This window comes from Thalassovita aquimarina (genome assembly GCF_018219815.1).
GTDB lineage: Bacteria > Pseudomonadota > Alphaproteobacteria > Rhodobacterales > Rhodobacteraceae > Thalassobius > Thalassobius aquimarinus.
In genome coordinates, this window is sequence record NZ_JADMKU010000003.1 from 232,285 (window position 1) to 251,315 (window position 19,031).

Consider the following 19,031-nt stretch of genomic DNA (forward strand, 5'->3'; position numbering starts at 1 on the left):
GCGGTCAGGCGACGCGCTTGCCCTGTACCCAGGTGCCGCGCAGCACCGGCGCGCCGCCGATCCGCGCCACGCGGATCATGTCGGCCCGTTCGCCAAGCGCGATGCGGCCCCGGTCGGTCAGGCCGGACGCATCCGCCGGCGCCTTGGTCACCGTGGCGATGCCGCGCGCGATATTGCCCCACATGTCGCCCAGCAGCAGCGCCGAAGACAGCAGCGCCGCCGGCACGTAATCCGACGACACGATATCCAGCAGGTCCAGTTCGGCCAGTTCCCCGGCGGCCACGTTGCCCGAATGCGATCCGCCCCGGATCAGGTTCGGGGCGCCCATCATCACCGCGATACCGTGATCGTAGCAGGCCCGCGCCGCTTCCACCGTGGTGGGGAACTCGGCCAGCCTGATGCCATATCTGGACGATGTCGCCACGTGATCGCCGGTGGTGTCGTCATGGCTGGCCAACACGGCGCCGTAGCGTTTCGCCTCGGCAACCGCGACGGCTTCGTGTCGGGCGCCGTTGCGGTCGCGCATGTCCTTCAGGTTGGCGACGTGATCGGCGAAATCGTCCTCGCTCATGTTGTTCTTGCCCATTACATAGGCCTTGAGCTTGCTGATGTCGCGAAACTGCCGCTGCCCCGGCGTGTGATCCATCAAGCTGACGATGCCGACCCGGTCGTCGGGGCCGAATTCGGCCATTTCCTCTTCCAGCGTTTCGGAACAGACCTCGGCCCGCAGGTGCAGGTAATGGCTGATCCTGAGCGCCCCGGCTTCGCGCAGGCCCCACAATTCCTTGGACAGCGATCGCGCGTATTTCAGGTAACGGCCCTTGCCCGACGGGATCGAACCGACGCGCATCGCGTCGAACACGGTGGTGATGCCGATCCCGGACAGTTCCGCGTCATGCGCCACGATGGCGGCGGCATGGGGCCAGTCGACCTTGGGGCGCGGCTGAATATGGCGTTCGAGGTTGTCGGTATGCAGCTCGATCAGACCGGGGCAAAGCAGGTCGCCTGCCATGTCCTCGGCCCCGGGCGCGACGGTGTCGCCCTGGTCAATGGCGGTGATGACGCCGTCGGTGACGGTGACCGCGCCACGGATCACCTCGTTTTCCAAAACCACATTTGCGTTCGCAAGGATAAGCTGATTTGTCATTGTCCTGTTACCTTTGGGCGTCATGCCGCCCCGCAGAGAAGATCAGAGGCTGCCCCGTGACCCATTTCAAACGTTTCGCGATTTACTACGCCCCCAATCCCGGGCCGTTTGCCGATTTCGGCGCGTCCTGGCTGGGCTGGGACCTGACGGCGGGTACGCCCGTGGCCCATGCGCGGGTCGAGGGGCTGGATGTCGCCGCGCTGACCGAAACGCCGCGCAAATACGGGCTGCACGGTACGGTGAAGCCGCCGTTCCGGCTGGCAGACGGCACCGATTTCGACGGGCTGTCGGCGGCGGCGGAAAGCCTTTGCGCGGGGCAGGCCCCGGTGGTGCAGGACGGTCTGGCGCTGACCCGGCTGGGCGGGTTCCTGGCGCTGACCGTGACCGGCGATACCGCGGCGCTCGTCGATCTGGCGGCGGCGATTGTGCGCGGGCTCGATGGCTTCCGCGCCCCGGCCTCCGAGGAGGAACTGGCGCGCCGCCGCAAGGCCAACCTGAGCACCCGGCAGGAGGCGCTGCTGCTTCAATGGGGATACCCCTACGTGATGGAGGAATTCCGGTTTCACATCACCCTGACTGGCAAGTTGGGCAAGGACCGGGCCGAAACCGTGCGGCAGCGTCTCGACCCGCTGGTCGCGCCGCTGCTGCCCGCGCCCTTCGCGATCAACGACCTGTGCCTGGTGGGCGAGGATGATGACGGCATGTTCCACCTGATCCAACGTTACGCCCTTTCCGGCTGAAGCGCGGCGCTGAAGGCCGCGACGGCCTCGTCCAGGGTGCCGTCATTGCGGATCACGACCGGGTTCAATCCCTCGGCCAGCCGGAAATCGGCGCGTTGCAGGCGCTTGGCCTGCTCCTCGGCCGTTTCGCGCCCGCGCGCGGCCAGCCGCGCCGCCAGAACCTGCGGCGATGCGGTGATCGAAACGATCATCGACCGGTCGAAGCGCTTTTCCAGTTCGGGCAGCACCGCGCGCGACAGGTTGGCCAGCACGTCGCGCCCGGCGCTCAGCTCGGCATCGACCGAGGCCGGAATGCCATAGCGCATCCCGTGTGCCTGCCAGTGCAACGCGAAGTCGCCGCGCCGGACCTGTGCCTCGAATTCCTCCGGCGTGACTGCCTCGGCGTCTTCGCAGCCGGCTTCGGCGCTGCGGGTGATCACCCGGCGGACCCGGCGGATTTCGGGATGGCGGGCGCAGACCGCCTCCATCACCGTGTCCTTGCCAACGCCCGACGGGCCGACCACCGCTATGAACCGGCCCGGGATCATGCCGCCATCCCGGGGGTGAAGCCGGTCACGTCGATTTCGCGGTCACAGACCCGCTCGCGCGCCGCCTCGTCGTGGAAGATGCCGACGATGGCCGCGCCGCGCGCCTTGGCGTCTTCGATCAGGCTCAGCACCACTTCGCGGTTGGTCGCATCCAGGCTCGCCGTCGGTTCGTCCAGCAGAAGCGCCGGGAAGGTATGGGCGAAGCCGCGCGCGATGTTCACCCGCTGCTGTTCGCCGCCCGAAAAGGTCGTGGGCGACAGCGACCACAGCCGTTCGGGAATGTTCAGCCGTCGCAGCAGCTCTTCGGCCCTAGCCTGGGCCGCCTCGCCATCCACGCCGACCTGCAGCAGCGGCTCGGCCACCACGTCGATCGTCGCCACCCGCGGCACCACGCGCAGGAACTGGCTGACATAGCCCAGGACCTCGCGCCTGAGCGCTAGAATCTCGCGCGGTTCGGCCTGGGCCACGTCGACGCCACCCACAACGATGCGCCCCGCATTGGCAAGGTAATTGCCGTAAATCATCCGCATCAGGGTCGATTTTCCCGCCCCCGACGCGCCCACCAGCGCCACGCATTCGCCGGGCGCTACCTTCAGCTCCGCATCCTGCATCACCGGGATCACCGCCGACCCCTGGTTATGCAGCACGAAGCTCTTCGAAACACCGCTGATCTCAATCATCTCATCTGCCTCTTTTTCTTGGCACAAATACCCCGGGGGTGTGGGGGCAGCGCCCCCACGATCACACCTGCAACACCGAACTGACCAGCAGCTGGGTATAGCCGTGCTGCGGATCGTCCAGCACCTGGTCGGTCAGACCGGTTTCCACCACGTGACCGTCCTTCATCACCATCAGCCGGTCGGCCAGCAGCCGCACCACGGCCAGGTCATGGGTCACGATGATGGCGCTCAGTCCCATTTCGCGCACCAGCCCGCGCAGCAGGTCCAGCAGCCGCGCCTGCACCGACACGTCCAGACCGCCGGTGGGTTCGTCCATGAACACCAATCGAGGCCCGGTCACCAGGTTGCGCGCGATCTGCAGCCGCTGCTGCATGCCGCCCGAAAAGGCGCTTGGCCGGTCGTCGATCCGTTCGGCGTTGATTTCGACCCGGCCCAGCCAGTCGATCGCCTTGTGCCGGATATCGCCGTAATGGCGCGCGCCCACGGCCATCAGCCGTTCGCCGACATTGCCGCCCGCCGAAACGCCCATGCGCAGCCCATCGCGGGCATGCTGGTGCACGAAGGCCCAGTCGGTGCGGCCCAGCATCCGGCGTTCCGGTTCGCTCATCGTCACCGTGTCGCGCATGCCGTCGGCGCGGGTGTCGAACAGAACCTCGCCCGCATCCGGGGCCAGGTGGCCCGCCAGGCAGTTCAGCAGGGTCGATTTGCCCGACCCGGATTCGCCGACGATGCCCATCACCTCCCCGGGGTAAAGGTCGAAGGACACGTTCTTGCAGCCGATCCGGTTACCGTAGAATTTGGTCAGATTCTTGACCTGGAACAGCGGGGTCATGCCGCATCCTCCTCAAATGGGACGCCCTGCGCGCCGACATGGCCTGCGGCGCGGCGCGAATGGCAGAAATCTGTGTCGGAACAGACGAACATTCGCCCGCCCGCGTCGTCCATGATCACTTCGTCCAGATAAGACGTTTCCGACCCGCACAGATCGCAGGCGTGATCGGCCTTGCTGGCCTCGAACGGGTAATCCTCGAAATCCAGGCTGACGACCTTGGTGTAGGGCGGCAGCGCGTAGATCCGTTGTTCCCGGCCCGCGCCGAACAGCTGAATGGCCGCCATTTCCAGTTTCGGATTGTCGAATTTCGGGATCGGCGAGGGGTCCATCACATAGCGCCCCTCGACCTTCACCGGATAGGCGTAGGAGGTCGAAATCGCACCGTTTTTCGAAATGTCCTCGTAAAGCTTCACATGCATCAGCCCGTATTCTTCCAGCGCATGCATCTTGCGGGTCTCGGTTTCGCGCGGCTCCAGGAAGCGCAGCGGTTCCGGGATTGGCACCTGATAGACCAGGATCTGGTCTTCGCGCAGGTCCTCCTCGGGGATGCGGTGGCGGGTCTGGATCACGTCCGCTTTCGCGGTTTCCTCGCTGGTCGCCACGCCCGCCGTCTTCTCGAAGAACTTGCGGATCGACACCGCGTTGGTGGTGTCGTCGGCGCCCTGATCGATCACCTTCATCGTGTCCTCGGGCGTCAGCACCGAGGCGCTGACCTGCACGCCGCCGGTGCCCCAGCCATAAGGCATCGGCATTTCGCGCGACGCGAAAGGCACCTGGTAACCGGGGATCGCCAACCCCTTGAGGATGGCGCGGCGGATCATCCGCTTGGTCTGTTCATCCAGATAGGCGAAGTTATATTCTTGGTTCATTCCGCAGCCTCCGGCATCGTTTGGGCCTGTGCTTCGGCCCGCATTTTCCGCACCAGTTCCAGTTCCGACTGGAAGTCGACGTAATGGGGCAGCTTGATGTGTTCGAGGAACCCGGTTGCCTGGATATTGTCGGCGTGATACAGCACGAATTCTTCGTCCTGCGCGGGCGCGCCCATGTTGTCCTCGCCCATTTCCTTCCAGCGCAGCGCGCGGTCGACCAGCGCCATGGAAATCGCCTTGCGCTCGGTCTGGCCGAAAACCAATCCATAGCCGCGGGTGAATTGGGGCGGCTCAGATTTCGATCCGGCGAACTGGTTCACCGTTTCGCATTCGGTCAGCTCGATTTCCCCGATCTCGACCGCGAACCCCAGTTCCGGAATGTCCATTTCCACCGCGCAGGTGCCGATGCGCAATTCGCCGACAAAGGCGTGGTTGCGGGCGTAGCCGCGCTGCGTCGAATAGGCCATGCCGAGGATGAAACCCTCGTCGCCACGGGTCAGAGATTGCAGCCGCAGCGCCCGGTCGGCGGGCAGTTCCAGCGGTTCGCGGGTCAGATCGCGCGGGGTTTCATCGCTGTCCGCCTCGGTCTGGATCAGCCCCTCCTTGTTCAGGAAATCGGTGATATGCGGTACCGGTCCTGCCTGCGTCTCACGCCTCGGGGCCTCGGGCGCCTCGCCATCGGCGGCCAGTTTGAAATCCAGCAGACGATGGGTGTAATCGAAGGTCGGGCCCAGGATCTGACCGCCCGGCGCGTCCTTGAAGGTCGCGCTGATGCGGCGGTCGCACTGCATCGCTTCGGTGTCGACCGGGTTGGTGGAACCGAAACGGGGCAGGGTGGTGCGATAGGCGCGAATGAGGAAGATCGCCTCGATCAAGTCGCCGCGCGACTGCTTGATCGCAAGCGCTGCGAGATCGGGATCGTAAAGCGATCCTTCCGCCATCACCCGGTTTACCGCCAGCGTCATCTGTTCGCGGATCTGTTCGACCGACAGTTCGGGCACGTTCACGTCGCCGCGCCGTTCCTCGGCCAGCCATGCGTGAGCGGCATCGATCGCCTTTTCGCCGCCTTTGACTGCTACATACATCAGGCCGCCTCCACTTTCGTGCTGCGCGGCAGGGCCGCGATGCGGTCGCCGCAGGTGAAGAAGAAATCCAGGCCCAGCGGGAATTGCATCGCGTTGGCCTGCAACGCCGCCGGATCGGGTAGGTTCAGCGCCGCGGTGTCCTTGATGCCCGGCCCGCGAAGCGTGGCGCCGGTCGTTTCCAGCGCGGGCATTTCCACCACCAGGGTGGTGCCGCGGTCGGGATATTCGGGATTGCCGATCGGGTAGCCATTGAGCGGCAGCAAATCGTCCCATTCGCCGAAAGCGAAGGCGGCGTGTTCGCGTCCGGCAAAGGGCGCGCCGGTGTGGAAGGTGATCCAGTCGCGCAGGTCGGGACAATCCAGCGCCCCGGCCAGATGCACCGGCGTGTTGCCGTCAAGCAGGGTCAGCGCCAGCGTTCCGGCGGCACGGGACATCGGCGCGGGCGGTTCCGCGCCAGTCAGAACCTCGATCAGGCCCGGCCGGGCCATCACGTTCATCACCGCGCGAAAGGCGCGGGCGGCATCCTGCGGCGCTTCGGCGAAACCGCCGGTCAATGCGGTGGCGTGCATCAGTCTTCCCCTCTTACCATGGTGAAAAAATCGACCTTGGTCGCTGCCGCCTTTTCGGCGCGGTCGGCCTTGGCCTTGGTCATCTCGGCCTTCAGCGGGGTCAGGATCGCGTCGCGGATCGCCCCGGCGGCGCGGGTCTGCATCAGCGCGTCGATCAGCGCGGCGGTTTCCGCCTTCGCCTTGTCGCGCCCCTGCACGTAGCCATGGCCGACCTCGCCACTGTCGAGCCGTACAGAACAGCGCGTCACCGTCATTTCGCCAAGGTTGAACGGCGCGCCGGTGCCGCCCATCCGTCCGCGCACCATCGCGCCCCCCACTTCGGGGGCGCGCAAATGGGTGAAACCGGGCCTTTCCGCCGCCGTTTCCCACAATGCCGCCAAACGGTCTGCCGGCGCCTTGGCCAGCAGGCCGATCCAGCCTTTTCTCTCTTCGATCTCGTGCATCTAGACACCTTGTCGATTTGTCTATTTAACTATACAACTAGACAAATCATACGCCGAGTCGCGGCGGAAAAGAAGACGCAGAATTGTGAAACATTGGTGACGACATGCCGAAGACCCCGGTCTGGAAATCGATTGCGACGGCCCTGACATCGGAAATTGCCGCCGGGCATTACCGTCCCGGGGACAAGTTGCCGACCGAATCGGAACTGTCGGCGCGCTTCGGTGTGAACCGGCACACGGTGCGCCGCGCCCTGCAGGACATGCAGGAAAAGGGCCTGACACATGCCCGCCGCGGCGCCGGGGTTTTCGTGTTGGCGGAAGCCACCGACTATCCCATCGGCAAGCGGGTGCGGTTCCACCAGAACCTCGAAGCGGCCGGACGGATGCCGGCCAAGCGCATCCTGACCTTGCAGACCCGCCCCTGCGACCGTGACGAGGCCTCCGCGCTGCAGCTGAAATCGGGCGATCCGGTACATGTCTACGAGGGCCTGTCGCTGGCCGACAACGTGGCGGTGGCGCTGTTCCGGTCGGTTTTTCCCGCTGACAGGTTTCCGGGGCTGCTGGAGGATCTGGATCACATGCGGTCGGTGACCCGGGCCCTGGCGGCCGTGGGGGTAAAGGACTACACCCGTGCCTCGACCCGGCTGACGGCCAAGACAGCGACCGCGACGCAGGCGTTGCAGCTCAACATCGCCGAAGGCGCCCCGATTTTGCGGACGGTGGGGATCAACGTGGATACCGATGGCTGCCCGGTGGAATACGGCCATACCTGGTTTGTCGGTGATCGCATCACCCTGGTCGTGGAGGACTAGAAGCAAAGATCTTTGTCATATGCCCGATACAGACGGGCCGTAAAACGCCACTGACCGTTTCGAGGACGGAGTGGATTGATGTCGCAGATTTTACCCCCCCTGCGCCTGACCGGGGCAACGGTTCTGCGCGACGGGCAGATGCAGGACCGGTCGGTTGTGATCGAGCACGGGCGCATTTCCAAGGGGCCACAGCCCGCCATCGACCTGTCAGGATACTACATCCTGCCGGGGATCATCGACCTGCATGGCGATGCGTTCGAACGCCACATCGCACCGCGCCCCACCGCGCCGTTCCCGATCGAAACCGGGCTGCGCGCGACCGACCGCGAAGCGGCGGCCAACGGGGTGACAACGGCCTGGCTGGCGCAAAGCTGGTCCTGGGAAGGCGGCAGGCGCGGCCCGGATTTCGCCGAAGAGGTGATGCAGGCGCTGGAACGGTACAGATCGCAAGGCCTGATCGATCTGCGGCTGCAACTGCGCTATGAAACCCACATGGTCGAAAGCGAAGACCGGCTGCTGACCGCGATCCGTCGTCATGGCATCGACTACGTCGTTTTCAACAACCACCTGGACGAGGCGTTGGAAGCGGTGACGAGCAATCCCGCAAAGATCGCGCACTGGGCGTCGCAAAATGGCCGCACGCCCGCGCAACATATGGACATCGTGCGCGTCGCGGCGGCGCGCCGTGCCGAGGTGCCGCGCCACCTGTGCAGGCTGGCCGAGGCCTTCGACACGATGGGTATCGCTTATGGGTCGCATGACGATGCCACGGCGGAAGCGCGCGAACACTTTGCGATGATCGGTGCGCGGATTTGCGAATTCCCGACCAAGCGGGCCCCGGCGGCGGCCGCCGCCGCAATGGGCGATCCGGTCCTTATGGGCGCGCCCAACGTGGTGCGCGGCGGGTCGCAATCGGGCAATATCCCGGCCGCGCAGCTTGTGCGCGAAGGGCTCTGCGACGCGCTGGTGTCGGACTACTTCTATCCCGCGCTGGCGCAGGCGGCCTTCCGGCTGGTCGATATGGGCGTGCTGTCGCTGCCCAAGGCTTGGGCGCTGGTATCAGAACGCCCGGCGCAGATCCTGCGGCTGGCCGATCGCGGCGTGATCGATTACGGCAAGCGCGCCGACCTGGTGGTGATCCACAAACGCACCCGCGCGATCGAGGCGACGATCAGTGACGGGCGTCTGGCCTACCTCGCCGGGGAAGCCGCACACCGCTTCATGTCGCGGACCAACCTGCTGCGGATGGCGGCCGAATAGGGAACCTTCGTTCCGCGATTGCGGCCTATTCGTATTTTTCCAAAAACGCCTCGACGCTCATTCGCCGGAAATCCGTCAGCGCGTCATGCGACCAGTCCCACCAGGCCAGCGCCATCAGGGCGGTCCGCGATGGCGGCGGGAAACCGTTCCCGGATCGGCTGCGCCGGGATGCCCGCGACGATCATGTAGGGCGCCACGTCGCGCGTCACCACCGCGCCCGAGGCAACGATGGCACCGTGCCCGATGGTCACCTCGGGCTTCACCTGCGCGTTATGGCCGATCCATGTGTCATGGCCGATCACCGCGCGGCGGCCGTGGCGATGGGCGAAGAATTCGGCGTCGTGTTCGACGTCGTCCCAGTAATCGGCGCTGCGATAGAGGAAATGATGCAGGCTGGCGCGGTCCATCGGGTGATCGGTCGCGCCGATCCGCACGAAGCTGGCGATATTGGCGAATTTGCCCACCTCCGCATTGGCGATATCGGCGTAGCGGTCGCAATAGGAATAATCGCCGATATGGCTGTGGCCGATCCGGCTGCCCTTGCCGATCTCGCAATAACGGCCGAAGGTCACCTCGGTCAGCGATACATCGTCATGAATCACCGGTTCATCCGCGCGCAGTTTCGCCATGCGCTTATCCTTTCGTTCGTTCATTGGTTCCGACCGGCGGCTGCCGGCGGGTTATCCCTTGATCAGCTTGCGCCGGAGCAGCCCCGAGAACCAGTCCATCAGCATCACCATCAGGATGATCAGGACGATGTAATAGCTGACTTCCTCCCAATCCTTCTGGGTGATGATCGCCTGAGTCAGCAGCAAACCGATGCCGCCGCCGGTGATCGCGCCGATGATGGTGGCCGAGCGAGTGTTGGATTCAAGGAAATACAGAACCTGGCTCAGCAGCACCGGGGTGATCTGCGGGATCACGCCGAAACGGTAGCGCTGCAGCGGCTTGGCGCCGGTGGACTGGATGCCCTCGATCTGCTTGCCGTCGACGTTTTCCAGCGCTTCCGAGAACATCTTGCCGAAGCTGCCGGTATCGGTGATCAGGATCGCCAATGCCCCGGTCAGCGGCCCGGGGCCGAAGGCGCGGGCCAGAACGATGGTCCAGATCAGAGCGTCAACGCCGCGGAAGAAATCGAACAGGCGGCGCGCGGCAAACCTGATCGCCATCAGCGGCGCGAAGTTGCGTGCCGCGAGGAACGCCAGCGGCAGTGCCACGAGGGCCGCGCCGAAGGTGCCGAGGAAAGCCATCAGGATGGTTTCGAACAAGGCCCAGGCCACGTCGGCGTGGCGCCACATCTTGTTGTTCCAGACATCCGAAACGATCGCGCCGGCTTCGCCGTTGACGGCGCGAGACAGCAATTCGCCCGCGCCCATGCCGTGATAGGGGCTTTCGAGGGTGAAGAAGAACAGTTCCCAGCCCAGGCTGTATCGGAACACTTCCGACCGGTTGCGGGTGATGGTCAGGCGGCCGGCATCGGTGGTGATCGCCAGACGGTTCTTGGACGCGTTGATCCAGTCGGGGACGTCGCCTTCGGGCAGCACCGCCTGCACGCCGCGGCGGCCCGGTTCAGCGGTGATCAACCCATAGCCGGGAATGTCGTAGCTGACGGTGGTTTCGCCGAAGGTCACGACATGTCCGTCGCCCAGATCGATCACCGTGTCGTTGCCCAGGCTCACCCAGTCGGGGGCGGCGCTCGGCGCATAGGCGCCCTTGCGTTCACCTTCCACCGCGATGGTGACATCGCCGCTGCGGTTGTCGCGGGTGACATGGGTCTTGTAGCTGTAACTGTCACGGATCAGCGTCTTGCCGTTTTCCAGATCGGCCCGTTCGTTGAGCCCCGGCATGTCGAAGGCGAAGAAGATATAGCTCAGGTAGGCGAGGATCAGCACGGGCAGGCCGAAAGCGGTCAGGCGCTTGCGCTGGAACAGGGCGTCGGCCTGACCCTTCAGTTCGGCGTTGGCAGTCATGGTCATAGCGTGGCCTCCATATGCGCGCCATGGGTCAGGCGGTGGCGCAGGATGGATGAGATTTGATCGACGAGGATGATCGCGCCGAACAGCAGCAGGAAGATCGCGGCGGCTTCGTCATATTGGCCCTGGCCCCAGGACATGGCGTTTTTCAGGTCGTAACCGATGCCGCCCGCGCCGACGAATCCCAAGATGGCCGAGGCGCGGATGTTGATTTCGAACCGCAGCAAGGCGTAGCTGAGGTAGTTCGGCGACACTAGCGGCATCACCCCCAGCACCATCCGCTGTGCCCAGCTGGCGCCGACGGATTGCAGCCCCTCGACGGGTTTCAGCGAGGCGTTTTCGTTCACCTCGGAAAACAGCTTGCCGAGCGCGCCGCTGGTATGGAAAGCGATGGCGATCATCGCAGGCACCGGGCCGCCGCCCAGTACGAAGATCAGCACCAGTGCGATGACGATTTCGGGGATCGCGCGCATGATGTCCATCATCCGGCGGAACACGGGGATCAAACGCGGCCAGCGCGCCAGCCCGTTGGCCGCCAGCAGCGACAGGAAGATCGCGATGATCGCGCCCAGAAGGGTCGAGGCGCCGGCGATATTGATCGTCTCGATCAGCGAGGGAAGGAATTTTCCGAAATGCGCGGGCATTTCGGCCAGCTTGCCACTGGCTTCGCCCAGCACCTCGGCGGGGAAATCGAACAGCTGGTGCAGCCCGTCCCAGAAGCCGCCTGCGTTGCGATCGTCGGCAGTCACGAAGCCCGCGGCCATCAGGGCCACGAAGATCGCCAGCATGATGGCGTTATAGGCCCGCTTCTTGCGGGTCATGTCCATGTAGTCGGATCGGACATCGCGAGCGGCGGGATGGTTGGTCAGGTCGGGCATTGGTACCTCGGGCAGAAAAACAGGCCCCGGAATCGGGGCCTGTTCAAATAAGGTGAAGCGATCAGTTCGACTTCAGTTTGCGCGCTTCGACGATCACTTCGTAAGCGTCGTGGGTGATCGGCATGAAGCCCTTGGCTTCGCCCGCGGCGACGCCGTAGAAGCAGTCTTCGTCCATCGACTTCAGCGAAGCCATCAGGCCGGTCATCTTCAGCTTCACGTCTTCCGGCAGCGCCTTGCGCAGAACCACCGGGCCTTCCGGGATCGGCTTCGACTGCCAGATCTGGACCAGGTCGTTCATATCCACCAGCCCTGCATCGACCGCCTTGCGCAGCGCGCCCGAGCTGTAGCCGTCTTCCCAGTTGCCCAGCCCGTCGGCCCAGGTCACGCCGCCGTCGAAGTCGCCGTTATAGACGCCGACGATGGTCTGTTCGTGGCCGCCGGAGAATTTCACTTCGCCGAAGTAATCGCCCGAGGTCATGCTGGCGCCGGTGGCCTGCGGGATTTCGATCGACGGGATCAGGAAGCCCGAGGTCGAGTTCGGGTCGCCGAAGCCGAAGACCTTGCCCTTCATGTCTTCCAGCGAGGTGATGCCGCTGTCCTTGCGGGCAAAACCGATCGAGTAGTAGCCGTAGCCGCCGTCGTTGTTCACCTTAACCAGGATCGGTTCGACCGCTTCGGGGTCCGACAGGAAAGTCTTGGCATAGCCCGATGCGCCCAGCCATGCCATGTCGATGGTGCCGCCCAGCAGGCCCTGGATCACGCCGTTGTAATCGGCCGGGGCGAACAGCTTGGTTTCGACGCCCAGCAGCTCTTCGGTCTTGGCGCGCAGGCATTCGTTGTTGTTCATGCGGTCCTGGGCGTTTTCGCCGCCCAGGATGCCGATGCGGAATTCTTTGATGTCTTCAGCCATGGCCGGGGCGGTCAGGGCGGTGGTTGCCAGAACGGCGGCGATCAGTTTTTTCATCAGTCTCTCTCCGGTTTGATGAAACCCGCGGCCTCACCGCCGCGGGCGATGGTGTGGGCGTCAGGCCAGTGCGGCCTCGCGCTCCAGTGCGTCGAGGCTGGTGCTGGTCGCGGCCTCGCTGAAACTTGCGTCGGCGCCATAGATGTCGCGGGCAACGCCGGTGGTCAGTTGTTCGGGGGTGCCGTCGAACACGATGCGACCCATGCGCATGCCGATCACCCGGTCGCAATAGCGCCGCGCGGTATCCAGCGTGTGCAGGTTGGCGATCACCATGCGGCCGTCTTCGTCGTGGATGCGGCGCAGGTCGTCCATCACGATCTGGGCGTTCATCGGATCGAGCGACGCGATCGGTTCGTCGGCAAGCACGATTTTCGGGTCCTGCATGATGGCACGCGCAATGGCGACGCGCTGCTGCTGGCCGCCCGACAGTGCCTCGGCCCGTTTGGCGGCATGGGCGGCGATGCCCAGCCGGTCCAGGATGTCGATGGCGCGGTGGATGTCCTCGGCCGGGTAGAGGTTGAACATGGTGGCCAGCGTCGAGCGCTTGTTCAGCGTGCCGTGCAGCACGTTCGATACCACGTCCATTCGCGGCACCAGGTTGAACTGCTGGAAGATCATCGCGCAATCGCGCTGCCAGCGGCGCTTGTCGGCGCCTTTCAGCCCGGTGATATCCCGACCTTCCACGGTGATCCTGCCGCTGCTGGCGGTTTCAAGCTGGTTCAGCATCCGCAGCATGGTGGATTTCCCGGCGCCGGACGCCCCGATCACGCCGATCATCATCGGGCGGTCCACCGTGAAGCTGATATTGTCGACAGCGTTCACCGATCCGAAGGTCTTGGTCAGATTTTCGATTTTAAGCATAGAGCGTCCCATCCATTCGGGGCTTGGCTTAGGGCAGCACAGAATCGTCAATTTGACAGTTTGATTAACGTTTTGTGACGGCGGGCCTCGCAACCGGTACCGCCAAAATTAGAGAACAGTCAGAAAACGCGGGAAAATTCCCAAATCCTTTCGGATTTCTGACGCATTTGGCTGTATGGTTCACCTGCGGGTGCCCTCGCGGCACGCTGAAAAATCAATCGGCGGGTTCCGCCGCAACCGGAACTGAACAACAAGAATGATTTCGAGCGGATACAGGCCTGAAATCGATGGATTGCGCGCCATCGCCGTGTTGTCGGTGGTTTTTTACCACTTCGGCGTCTTCGGTATTGCCGGCGGCTTCGTTGGCGTCGACATCTTCTTTGTCATTTCGGGGTTCCTGATCGGCGGTTTGCTGTGGTCGGAACAGGACCGTACCGGGCGGATATCGCTACGCCATTTCTACCTGCGCAGGTTCAAGCGGTTGGCGCCGGCGTTTTTCGTCATGGCCTTGGTCGTGTCGGCGGTGGCATGGGTTGTCCTGCTGCCGTTCGAATACCGCGAATTCGGCAAGAGCCTGATCGCCGCCACGGTCTACCTGTCCAACGTGCAGTTCTACCGCGAAGCGGGTTATTTCGACGCCGCGGCCGAGGAAAAGCCGCTGCTGCACACATGGTCCTTGGCGGTGGAGGAACAGTTCTACCTGTTCCTGCCGATGCTGATCCTACTGGTTGGACTGATCGGTTGGCGCAGGCAGTTGCCACACCTGTTGCTGGGCCTTTTCCTGCTGTCGCTGTTTTCCTGCGTCTTGCTGACGGCCGACAATCACACCGCGACTTTTTTCCTGTTTCCGTTCCGGGCCTGGGAATTGCTGGCGGGTGTTCTACTGGCGGTTTGGGGATACCAGACGCGCAGCGATTGGAACCTGCACCCGGCGCTGTCCTATGCCGGGATGACGTTGGTGATCTGCGGCGTCGTCTTCGTTCAATCGGGGCCGGGATTCCCCGGCGCATGGGCGGTGATCCCGACATTGGGTACGGTTCTGATCATCCTCAACGGGCAGCACGACAATTGGATCAACCGCGTGCTGCGTTCCGGTCCGGCGGTGTTCGTCGGGTTGATTTCCTATTCGCTCTATCTCTGGCATTGGCCGGTGGCGGTGTTTTCGACATACCTGCGTGAAACCTATGCCAGCCCGCTGGAAGCGGCGGCATGGATGGCGCTGTCGGGCCTGTTGGCCGTGCTGTCGTGGCGTTTCGTCGAACGGCCCACGCGCCATGCCAGGTGGCCGGGTCTGCCGCTGACACTGGCGGCGGCCGGCGGGGCTTCGGCGCTGACACTCGCGATCGGTGGGGCGGCGTTCGTGCGGAACGGTTTCCCCGACCGGTTCCCGGTCGAGATCCGTGCGCATATCGACGCCTCGGGCGATTTCCTGCAGGATTGGAGCCGCTGCGAAACCGCCGATAGCGGTGCTCTGGCCGGGGTCGAAACCTGCGCCATCGGGCCTGCGGGCAACCCGGAGGTCCTGTTCTGGGGTGACAGCCATTTGCGCGCGCTGATGGACGGGATCGCGGCCGAGGCGATGCGGATGAACACGCCGGGGCGGATCATCTGGCACGCGGGATGCCCGCCGGTTTTCGGCGTGAAGAAACGCGAAAGCGCCGCCACTCCGGCGCAGGATGCCGATTGTCGTGCAGACAATGCCCGTATCCGGCAGGCGCTGCCGTCGCTGGGGCTGCGTGAGGTCGTGCTGATCGGGCGGTGGAGCTACTACGCGGAGGGTCAGGGTGTTGGGCTCGATGAGTCGAACAAGATCAGACTGTTGCCCGAGGGCAAGGCACAGCCCGAATTGTTGCGCGATCTGCTGCGGGAAACGGTGCGTGAAATCGGGTCTTACGCGCGGGTCCATATCCTGCGGCAAATCCCCGAAGTGCCGTTCTACGAATCCTGGAGGAGCGCGCGCCGGTTGGCGCATGGCAAGGCCGAGGGGCTGGAGCAGAGCTTTTCAACCCCATTGAGCGCGGTCGAGGACCGGCAGGCCAGTTCGGACCCGATGGTCACCGAACTGGCCAGAACGGAAAACGCCTCGCTTCTCGATCCGCGCCCGTATCTGTGCGATTCCGAAATCTGTTCGGTCTGGGCCGGGGACAGGGTGATCTATTTCGACAACAATCACCTGACCAATGCAGGCGCGGCCGTGGTGGCACCGGTGTTCAGGCCAGCGTTCGGGCGGGTGTTCGAAAGGGCGGAGCAATGACATTGGAAGATGCCCTTGGCCGCGACTGGGACGTCATCGTCATCGGCACCGGGATCGGTGGCGGCGTGGCCGGGCGGCGGTTGGCCGAACGCGGGCTGAATGTGCTGTTCCTGGAACAGGGGCCGGCGGGATACCGGGCCGAACAGACCGCGCTGAATCCGGACATGTTCGATCCGGTCGCACGGCAGGTGCGCGGGGCGTGGCCGAAGCCGATGCAAGCCCGGATCGATGGGCGCGACAGCGAATTCTTCGGTCCCATCGGTGGCGGTGTCGGCGGATCGTCCGTGTTCTATGCCGCGACGCTGGAACGGCCCGCGCCGCATGATCTGGACGACAGCGCGGAACATCCACACCCAACCGGTGGCTGGCCGGTGTCCCATGCCGATCTGCGACCCTATTTCGACTTGGCGGAGGACCTGTTCCATGTCAGCGGCGACCCGGATCCACTGGCGGGCTTCGCCAGTACCTCGCTGCGCGAACCGGCCCCGATGTCGGCAGCCGATCAGGCGCTGCAATCGCGGCTGAGCGCGAACGGGCTGCACCCTTACCGACTGCATACGGCGCTGCGCCGGGTCGAGGGGTGCAGGAATTGCCTTGGTTTCAAGTGCCCGAAGCGGTGCAAGATGGACGGTCGCTCCGCCGGGGTGGAACCGGCCTTGGAAACCGGTCGCGCGGCGCTGTTGGATCGTTGCGCGGTCCGGCGGTTGGTCGCAGAAAAGCGGCGGGTGACGGGGGTGCAGGCGGAAAGGGACGGGCGGGCAGTGACATTCAGGGCGCCCATCGTGGTGCTTGCCGCCGGGGCCTTCGGGTCGCCACGGCTGCTGCTGGGATCGGATCAAGGCGGTCTGGCAAATGGCAGCGGCATGGTGGGGCGCAATCTGATGTTCCATCTGAACGAGATGATCGCGGTCTGGCCGGGCAAGGCCATTGCCGCCGGGGGATCGGGCAAGGCGCTGGGATTCCGCGACCTTTATCACGCGGGCGGCGAGCGGCTGGGCATGGTGCAGGCGATGGGGGTCGAGGTGCGCTATGGCGAAATCGTGCATTACCTCAACCAGTTGCTGGAACGATCTGTCCTGCGGCGGATCAAACCGCTGAAGCAGCTGACGTGGATACCGGCGCTGATCGCAGCAAAGCTGTTCGGCTCCGCGCAGGTCTTCGTCGGGTTGATGGAGGATCTGCCCTACCCAGAAAACCGGGTGGTGCTGGACCCCGACGACGCGGGTGCGATCCGCTTCGAATACACCATATCCGGCGAAATGCGGGCGCGGCGGCGCAGGTTCCGCCGGTTGATCCGCGCGGCGTTCAGGGGGCATCGCCGCATGTTCCTGGGATTCCAGCCCGAATTGAATTTCGGCCATCCCTGCGGCACGCTGCGTTTCGGGCATGACCCGCGGACCAGTGTTCTGAATGCCGATTGCCGGGCGCATGAGCTGGACAACCTCTATGTCACCGACGCCTCGGTCTTCCCGACCTCGATGGGTGTCAATCCCAGCCTGACGATCGCCGCCAATGCCCTGCGGGTGGCCGACCGCATCGCCGATCAGTTCGAAAGGAAAGCCGATGGCGCGTAATGATCACAGACTGACCGATGGCGTCGCTGTCGTCACCGGGGCCGGGGCCGGTTTGGGCCGGGCGCTTGCCATCGAACTGGCGCATCGCGGGGTGCGGGTGGCCGGGATCGGACGCGGCGAGGCAGGGCTGCAAGAGACCGCCGAGCTTGCCGCAGGGTCTTTCTCCCCGGTACAGGCCGATGTGTCGGAATACGCCGCGGTCGAGGCGGCTTTTGAGAAGATCGCGCGGGATCTGGGCGATCCTGCGCTGCTGATCAACAACGCTGCCGTTTACCCGCGCCGCGACCTGCTCGACGAAACTGCGGACAGTTTCATGGCGACCGTATCGGTCAACCTGGGCGGTGTGGTGGCCTGCACGCAGGCGGCGCTGCGCGGCATGGTGCAGACCGGGTTCGGGCGCATCGTGACTGTTTCGACCTTCGCCGACATGCACCCGTTGCCCGCCAGCGCGGCCTATTCCGTGTCCAAGGGCGCGGCGCGGATATTCACCCGCGCGGCGGTGGCCGATCTGTCCGACCGGTTTCCCGATATCGTCATCAACGACTGGATGCCCGGCATGCTGGCCACGAAAATGGGCATTCCGGATGGTCTGGCCCCGGAACATGCGGCGAAATGGGGGGCGGATATGGCGCTGTGGCACGACCCGTCGCTGACCGGCACGGTGTTCGAGATGGATCGCGAAATCCCGCCTGCCCGCGGGCTGAAGGGGCGGATCAAGGACGCGCTGCTGTTGCGCCGGGCGGCGGGGCGGCGGCTATGATTGTTTGCGCGTCAGCGACCGGATGACATGACCCGGCAGGATGGCGAAATTGCGCGCGTAGCGCCCGGCCAGACGTTTCGGGCTGGACAGCAGCCTCCACAACCATTCCAGCGCCAGCCTGCGCACCCATCGCGGCGCGCGTACCTGCGACCCGGCAAGGAAATCCAGCCCAGCCCCGACCGAGGCGAAACCAATCCCCGGCGCCAGGTCCCGCCCCAGTGCCGCAAAGTTTTCCTGTTTCGGCGCGCCGAGCGCCAGGAAACAGAGCCGCACGCCCGAGGCAGCGACGTCCTGCAGGATCGCCTTGGCCTCTTCGCCCGCAGGATCGAACCCGAAAGGCGGCGCGATGCAGCGGGCGATCTCCAGCCCCGGCGCCTCGCGGCGCAAGACCTCGGCCGCTTTATCAAGGCTGTCTTCGGTGCTGCCCACCAGCGCCATCGGCACGTCCTGCGCCGCGCAAAGCCGGGCCAGCGGCAGCACGAGGTCGGAACCGGGCATCAGGTCGACCGGCCGTCCGGCAAGTTTCGACATCCAGACGATGGGATTACCGTCGGCCACCACCAGATCCTGCGCGGAATAGGCGGCGCGAAACGCGCCGTCACGGCGCAGCTTGTCGAGGTGATCCATGTTCAGCGTGGCAAGGGCAAATCCCTGACGGGCAGCAAAGCGATCCGTTACCGCCTGCTCCAACCCCGCCCGATCGGCGATATTGATGTCGATTTCATAGGCCCCGACCCAGAATTTCATGCCAAATACCTAAAAAATGCCTGGAATTGCCCGAATGGCTTAGTGAAATGGCTAAC

The 19,031-nt window shown here is 64.6% G+C and carries 19 protein-coding genes and 1 pseudogene; 6 read left to right on the plus strand and 14 right to left on the minus strand.

Features of this window, described 5'->3' with window-relative positions; all coding sequences use genetic code 11:
• Positions 1-4: 4 nt before the first annotated feature.
• Complete coding sequence (locus IT775_RS05295; RefSeq protein WP_212700045.1) at positions 5-1,147, minus strand: alpha-D-ribose 1-methylphosphonate 5-triphosphate diphosphatase; 1,143 nt, start codon at positions 1,145-1,147, stop codon at positions 5-7.
• A gap of 56 nt (positions 1,148-1,203) precedes the next feature.
• On the opposite strand from IT775_RS05295, the gene IT775_RS05300 reads away from it, so the two are divergent.
• Positions 1,204-1,887, plus strand: coding sequence for a DUF1045 domain-containing protein (locus tag IT775_RS05300; protein ID WP_212700046.1), 684 nt, complete (start codon positions 1,204-1,206; stop codon positions 1,885-1,887).
• Here IT775_RS05300 and phnN read toward each other — a convergent pair.
• The 7 genes from phnN to phnG all read right to left on the minus strand — a co-directional run bounded on the left by phnN (position 1,869) and on the right by phnG (position 6,892).
• The gene (gene phnN, locus IT775_RS05305; protein ID WP_212700047.1) at positions 1,869-2,414 is read right to left on the minus strand and encodes a phosphonate metabolism protein/1,5-bisphosphokinase (PRPP-forming) PhnN; all 546 of its coding nucleotides are present in this window, start codon (positions 2,412-2,414) and stop codon (positions 1,869-1,871) included. The genes IT775_RS05300 and phnN overlap by 19 nt on opposite strands.
• Positions 2,411-3,094, minus strand: coding sequence for a phosphonate C-P lyase system protein PhnL (gene phnL, locus IT775_RS05310; protein WP_212700048.1), 684 nt, complete (start codon positions 3,092-3,094; stop codon positions 2,411-2,413). Before phnL ends, phnN begins: the two co-directional genes overlap by 4 nt.
• Before the next feature lie 61 nt (positions 3,095-3,155).
• The gene (phnK, locus tag IT775_RS05315; RefSeq protein WP_212700049.1) at positions 3,156-3,926 is read right to left on the minus strand and encodes a phosphonate C-P lyase system protein PhnK; all 771 of its coding nucleotides are present in this window, start codon (positions 3,924-3,926) and stop codon (positions 3,156-3,158) included.
• The gene (locus tag IT775_RS05320; protein ID WP_212700050.1) at positions 3,923-4,795 is read right to left on the minus strand and encodes an alpha-D-ribose 1-methylphosphonate 5-phosphate C-P-lyase PhnJ; all 873 of its coding nucleotides are present in this window, start codon (positions 4,793-4,795) and stop codon (positions 3,923-3,925) included. The genes phnK and IT775_RS05320 overlap by 4 nt, the downstream gene beginning before the upstream one ends.
• The gene (locus IT775_RS05325; protein WP_212700051.1) at positions 4,792-5,880 is read right to left on the minus strand and encodes a carbon-phosphorus lyase complex subunit; all 1,089 of its coding nucleotides are present in this window, start codon (positions 5,878-5,880) and stop codon (positions 4,792-4,794) included. Before IT775_RS05325 ends, IT775_RS05320 begins: the two co-directional genes overlap by 4 nt.
• On the minus strand, positions 5,880-6,449 hold the full coding sequence (gene phnH / locus IT775_RS05330) for a phosphonate C-P lyase system protein PhnH (protein ID WP_212700052.1): 570 nt from the start codon (positions 6,447-6,449) through the stop codon (positions 5,880-5,882). The genes IT775_RS05325 and phnH overlap by 1 nt, the downstream gene beginning before the upstream one ends.
• Positions 6,449-6,892 carry a phosphonate C-P lyase system protein PhnG gene (gene phnG / locus IT775_RS05335; RefSeq protein WP_212700053.1) on the minus strand — a complete coding sequence of 148 codons (444 nt, stop codon included), beginning with the start codon at positions 6,890-6,892 and terminating at the stop codon, positions 6,449-6,451. The genes phnH and phnG overlap by 1 nt, the downstream gene beginning before the upstream one ends.
• 104 nt (positions 6,893-6,996) lie before the next feature.
• On the opposite strand from phnG, the gene phnF reads away from it, so the two are divergent.
• Positions 6,997-7,704 (plus strand): phosphonate metabolism transcriptional regulator PhnF, encoded by a 708-nt coding sequence (gene phnF, locus IT775_RS05340; RefSeq protein ID WP_212700054.1) that lies wholly within the window; start codon positions 6,997-6,999, stop codon positions 7,702-7,704.
• A gap of 78 nt (positions 7,705-7,782) precedes the next feature.
• A complete protein-coding gene (locus IT775_RS05345) occupies positions 7,783-8,964 on the plus strand; it encodes an alpha-D-ribose 1-methylphosphonate 5-triphosphate diphosphatase (RefSeq protein WP_212700055.1) in 1,182 nt (393 codons plus the stop codon).
• A 25-nt stretch (positions 8,965-8,989) separates the two neighbouring features.
• Here the strand turns inward: IT775_RS05345 and IT775_RS05350 are convergent.
• From IT775_RS05350 to phnC, 5 genes and pseudogenes are all read right to left on the minus strand, one after another.
• Positions 8,990-9,593, minus strand: a pseudogene (locus IT775_RS05350) (LbetaH domain-containing protein).
• Between the two features lie 51 nt (positions 9,594-9,644).
• Complete coding sequence (phnE, locus tag IT775_RS05355; RefSeq protein ID WP_212700109.1) at positions 9,645-10,934, minus strand: phosphonate ABC transporter, permease protein PhnE; 1,290 nt, start codon at positions 10,932-10,934, stop codon at positions 9,645-9,647.
• A 2-nt stretch (positions 10,935-10,936) separates the two neighbouring features.
• The gene (phnE, locus tag IT775_RS05360; protein WP_212700056.1) at positions 10,937-11,815 is read right to left on the minus strand and encodes a phosphonate ABC transporter, permease protein PhnE; all 879 of its coding nucleotides are present in this window, start codon (positions 11,813-11,815) and stop codon (positions 10,937-10,939) included.
• A 61-nt stretch (positions 11,816-11,876) separates the two neighbouring features.
• On the minus strand, positions 11,877-12,779 hold the full coding sequence (gene phnD / locus IT775_RS05365; protein WP_212700057.1) for a phosphonate ABC transporter substrate-binding protein: 903 nt from the start codon (positions 12,777-12,779) through the stop codon (positions 11,877-11,879).
• Positions 12,780-12,839: 60 nt separating this feature from the next.
• Positions 12,840-13,640 carry a phosphonate ABC transporter ATP-binding protein gene (phnC, locus tag IT775_RS05370; RefSeq protein ID WP_212700058.1) on the minus strand — a complete coding sequence of 267 codons (801 nt, stop codon included), beginning with the start codon at positions 13,638-13,640 and terminating at the stop codon, positions 12,840-12,842.
• 256 nt (positions 13,641-13,896) lie between these two features.
• Here phnC and IT775_RS05375 point away from each other — a divergent pair, with 256 nt between their 5' ends.
• The 3 genes from IT775_RS05375 to IT775_RS05385 are packed head-to-tail and all read left to right on the plus strand — an operon-like array spanning position 13,897 to position 18,228.
• On the plus strand, positions 13,897-15,894 hold the full coding sequence (locus IT775_RS05375; protein WP_212700059.1) for an acyltransferase family protein: 1,998 nt from the start codon (positions 13,897-13,899) through the stop codon (positions 15,892-15,894).
• Complete coding sequence (locus tag IT775_RS05380) at positions 15,891-17,468, plus strand: GMC oxidoreductase (protein WP_212700060.1); 1,578 nt, start codon at positions 15,891-15,893, stop codon at positions 17,466-17,468. The genes IT775_RS05375 and IT775_RS05380 overlap by 4 nt, the downstream gene beginning before the upstream one ends.
• Positions 17,458-18,228: an SDR family oxidoreductase gene (locus IT775_RS05385; protein WP_212700061.1), complete on the plus strand. Its 771-nt coding sequence runs from the start codon at positions 17,458-17,460 to the stop codon at positions 18,226-18,228. The genes IT775_RS05380 and IT775_RS05385 overlap by 11 nt, the downstream gene beginning before the upstream one ends.
• On the opposite strand, the gene IT775_RS05390 is transcribed toward IT775_RS05385, so the two are convergent.
• Positions 18,223-18,975: a WecB/TagA/CpsF family glycosyltransferase gene (locus tag IT775_RS05390; protein ID WP_212700062.1), complete on the minus strand. Its 753-nt coding sequence runs from the start codon at positions 18,973-18,975 to the stop codon at positions 18,223-18,225. The two genes, IT775_RS05385 and IT775_RS05390, sit on opposite strands and share 6 nt — an antisense overlap.
• Positions 18,976-19,031 lie beyond the last annotated feature (56 nt).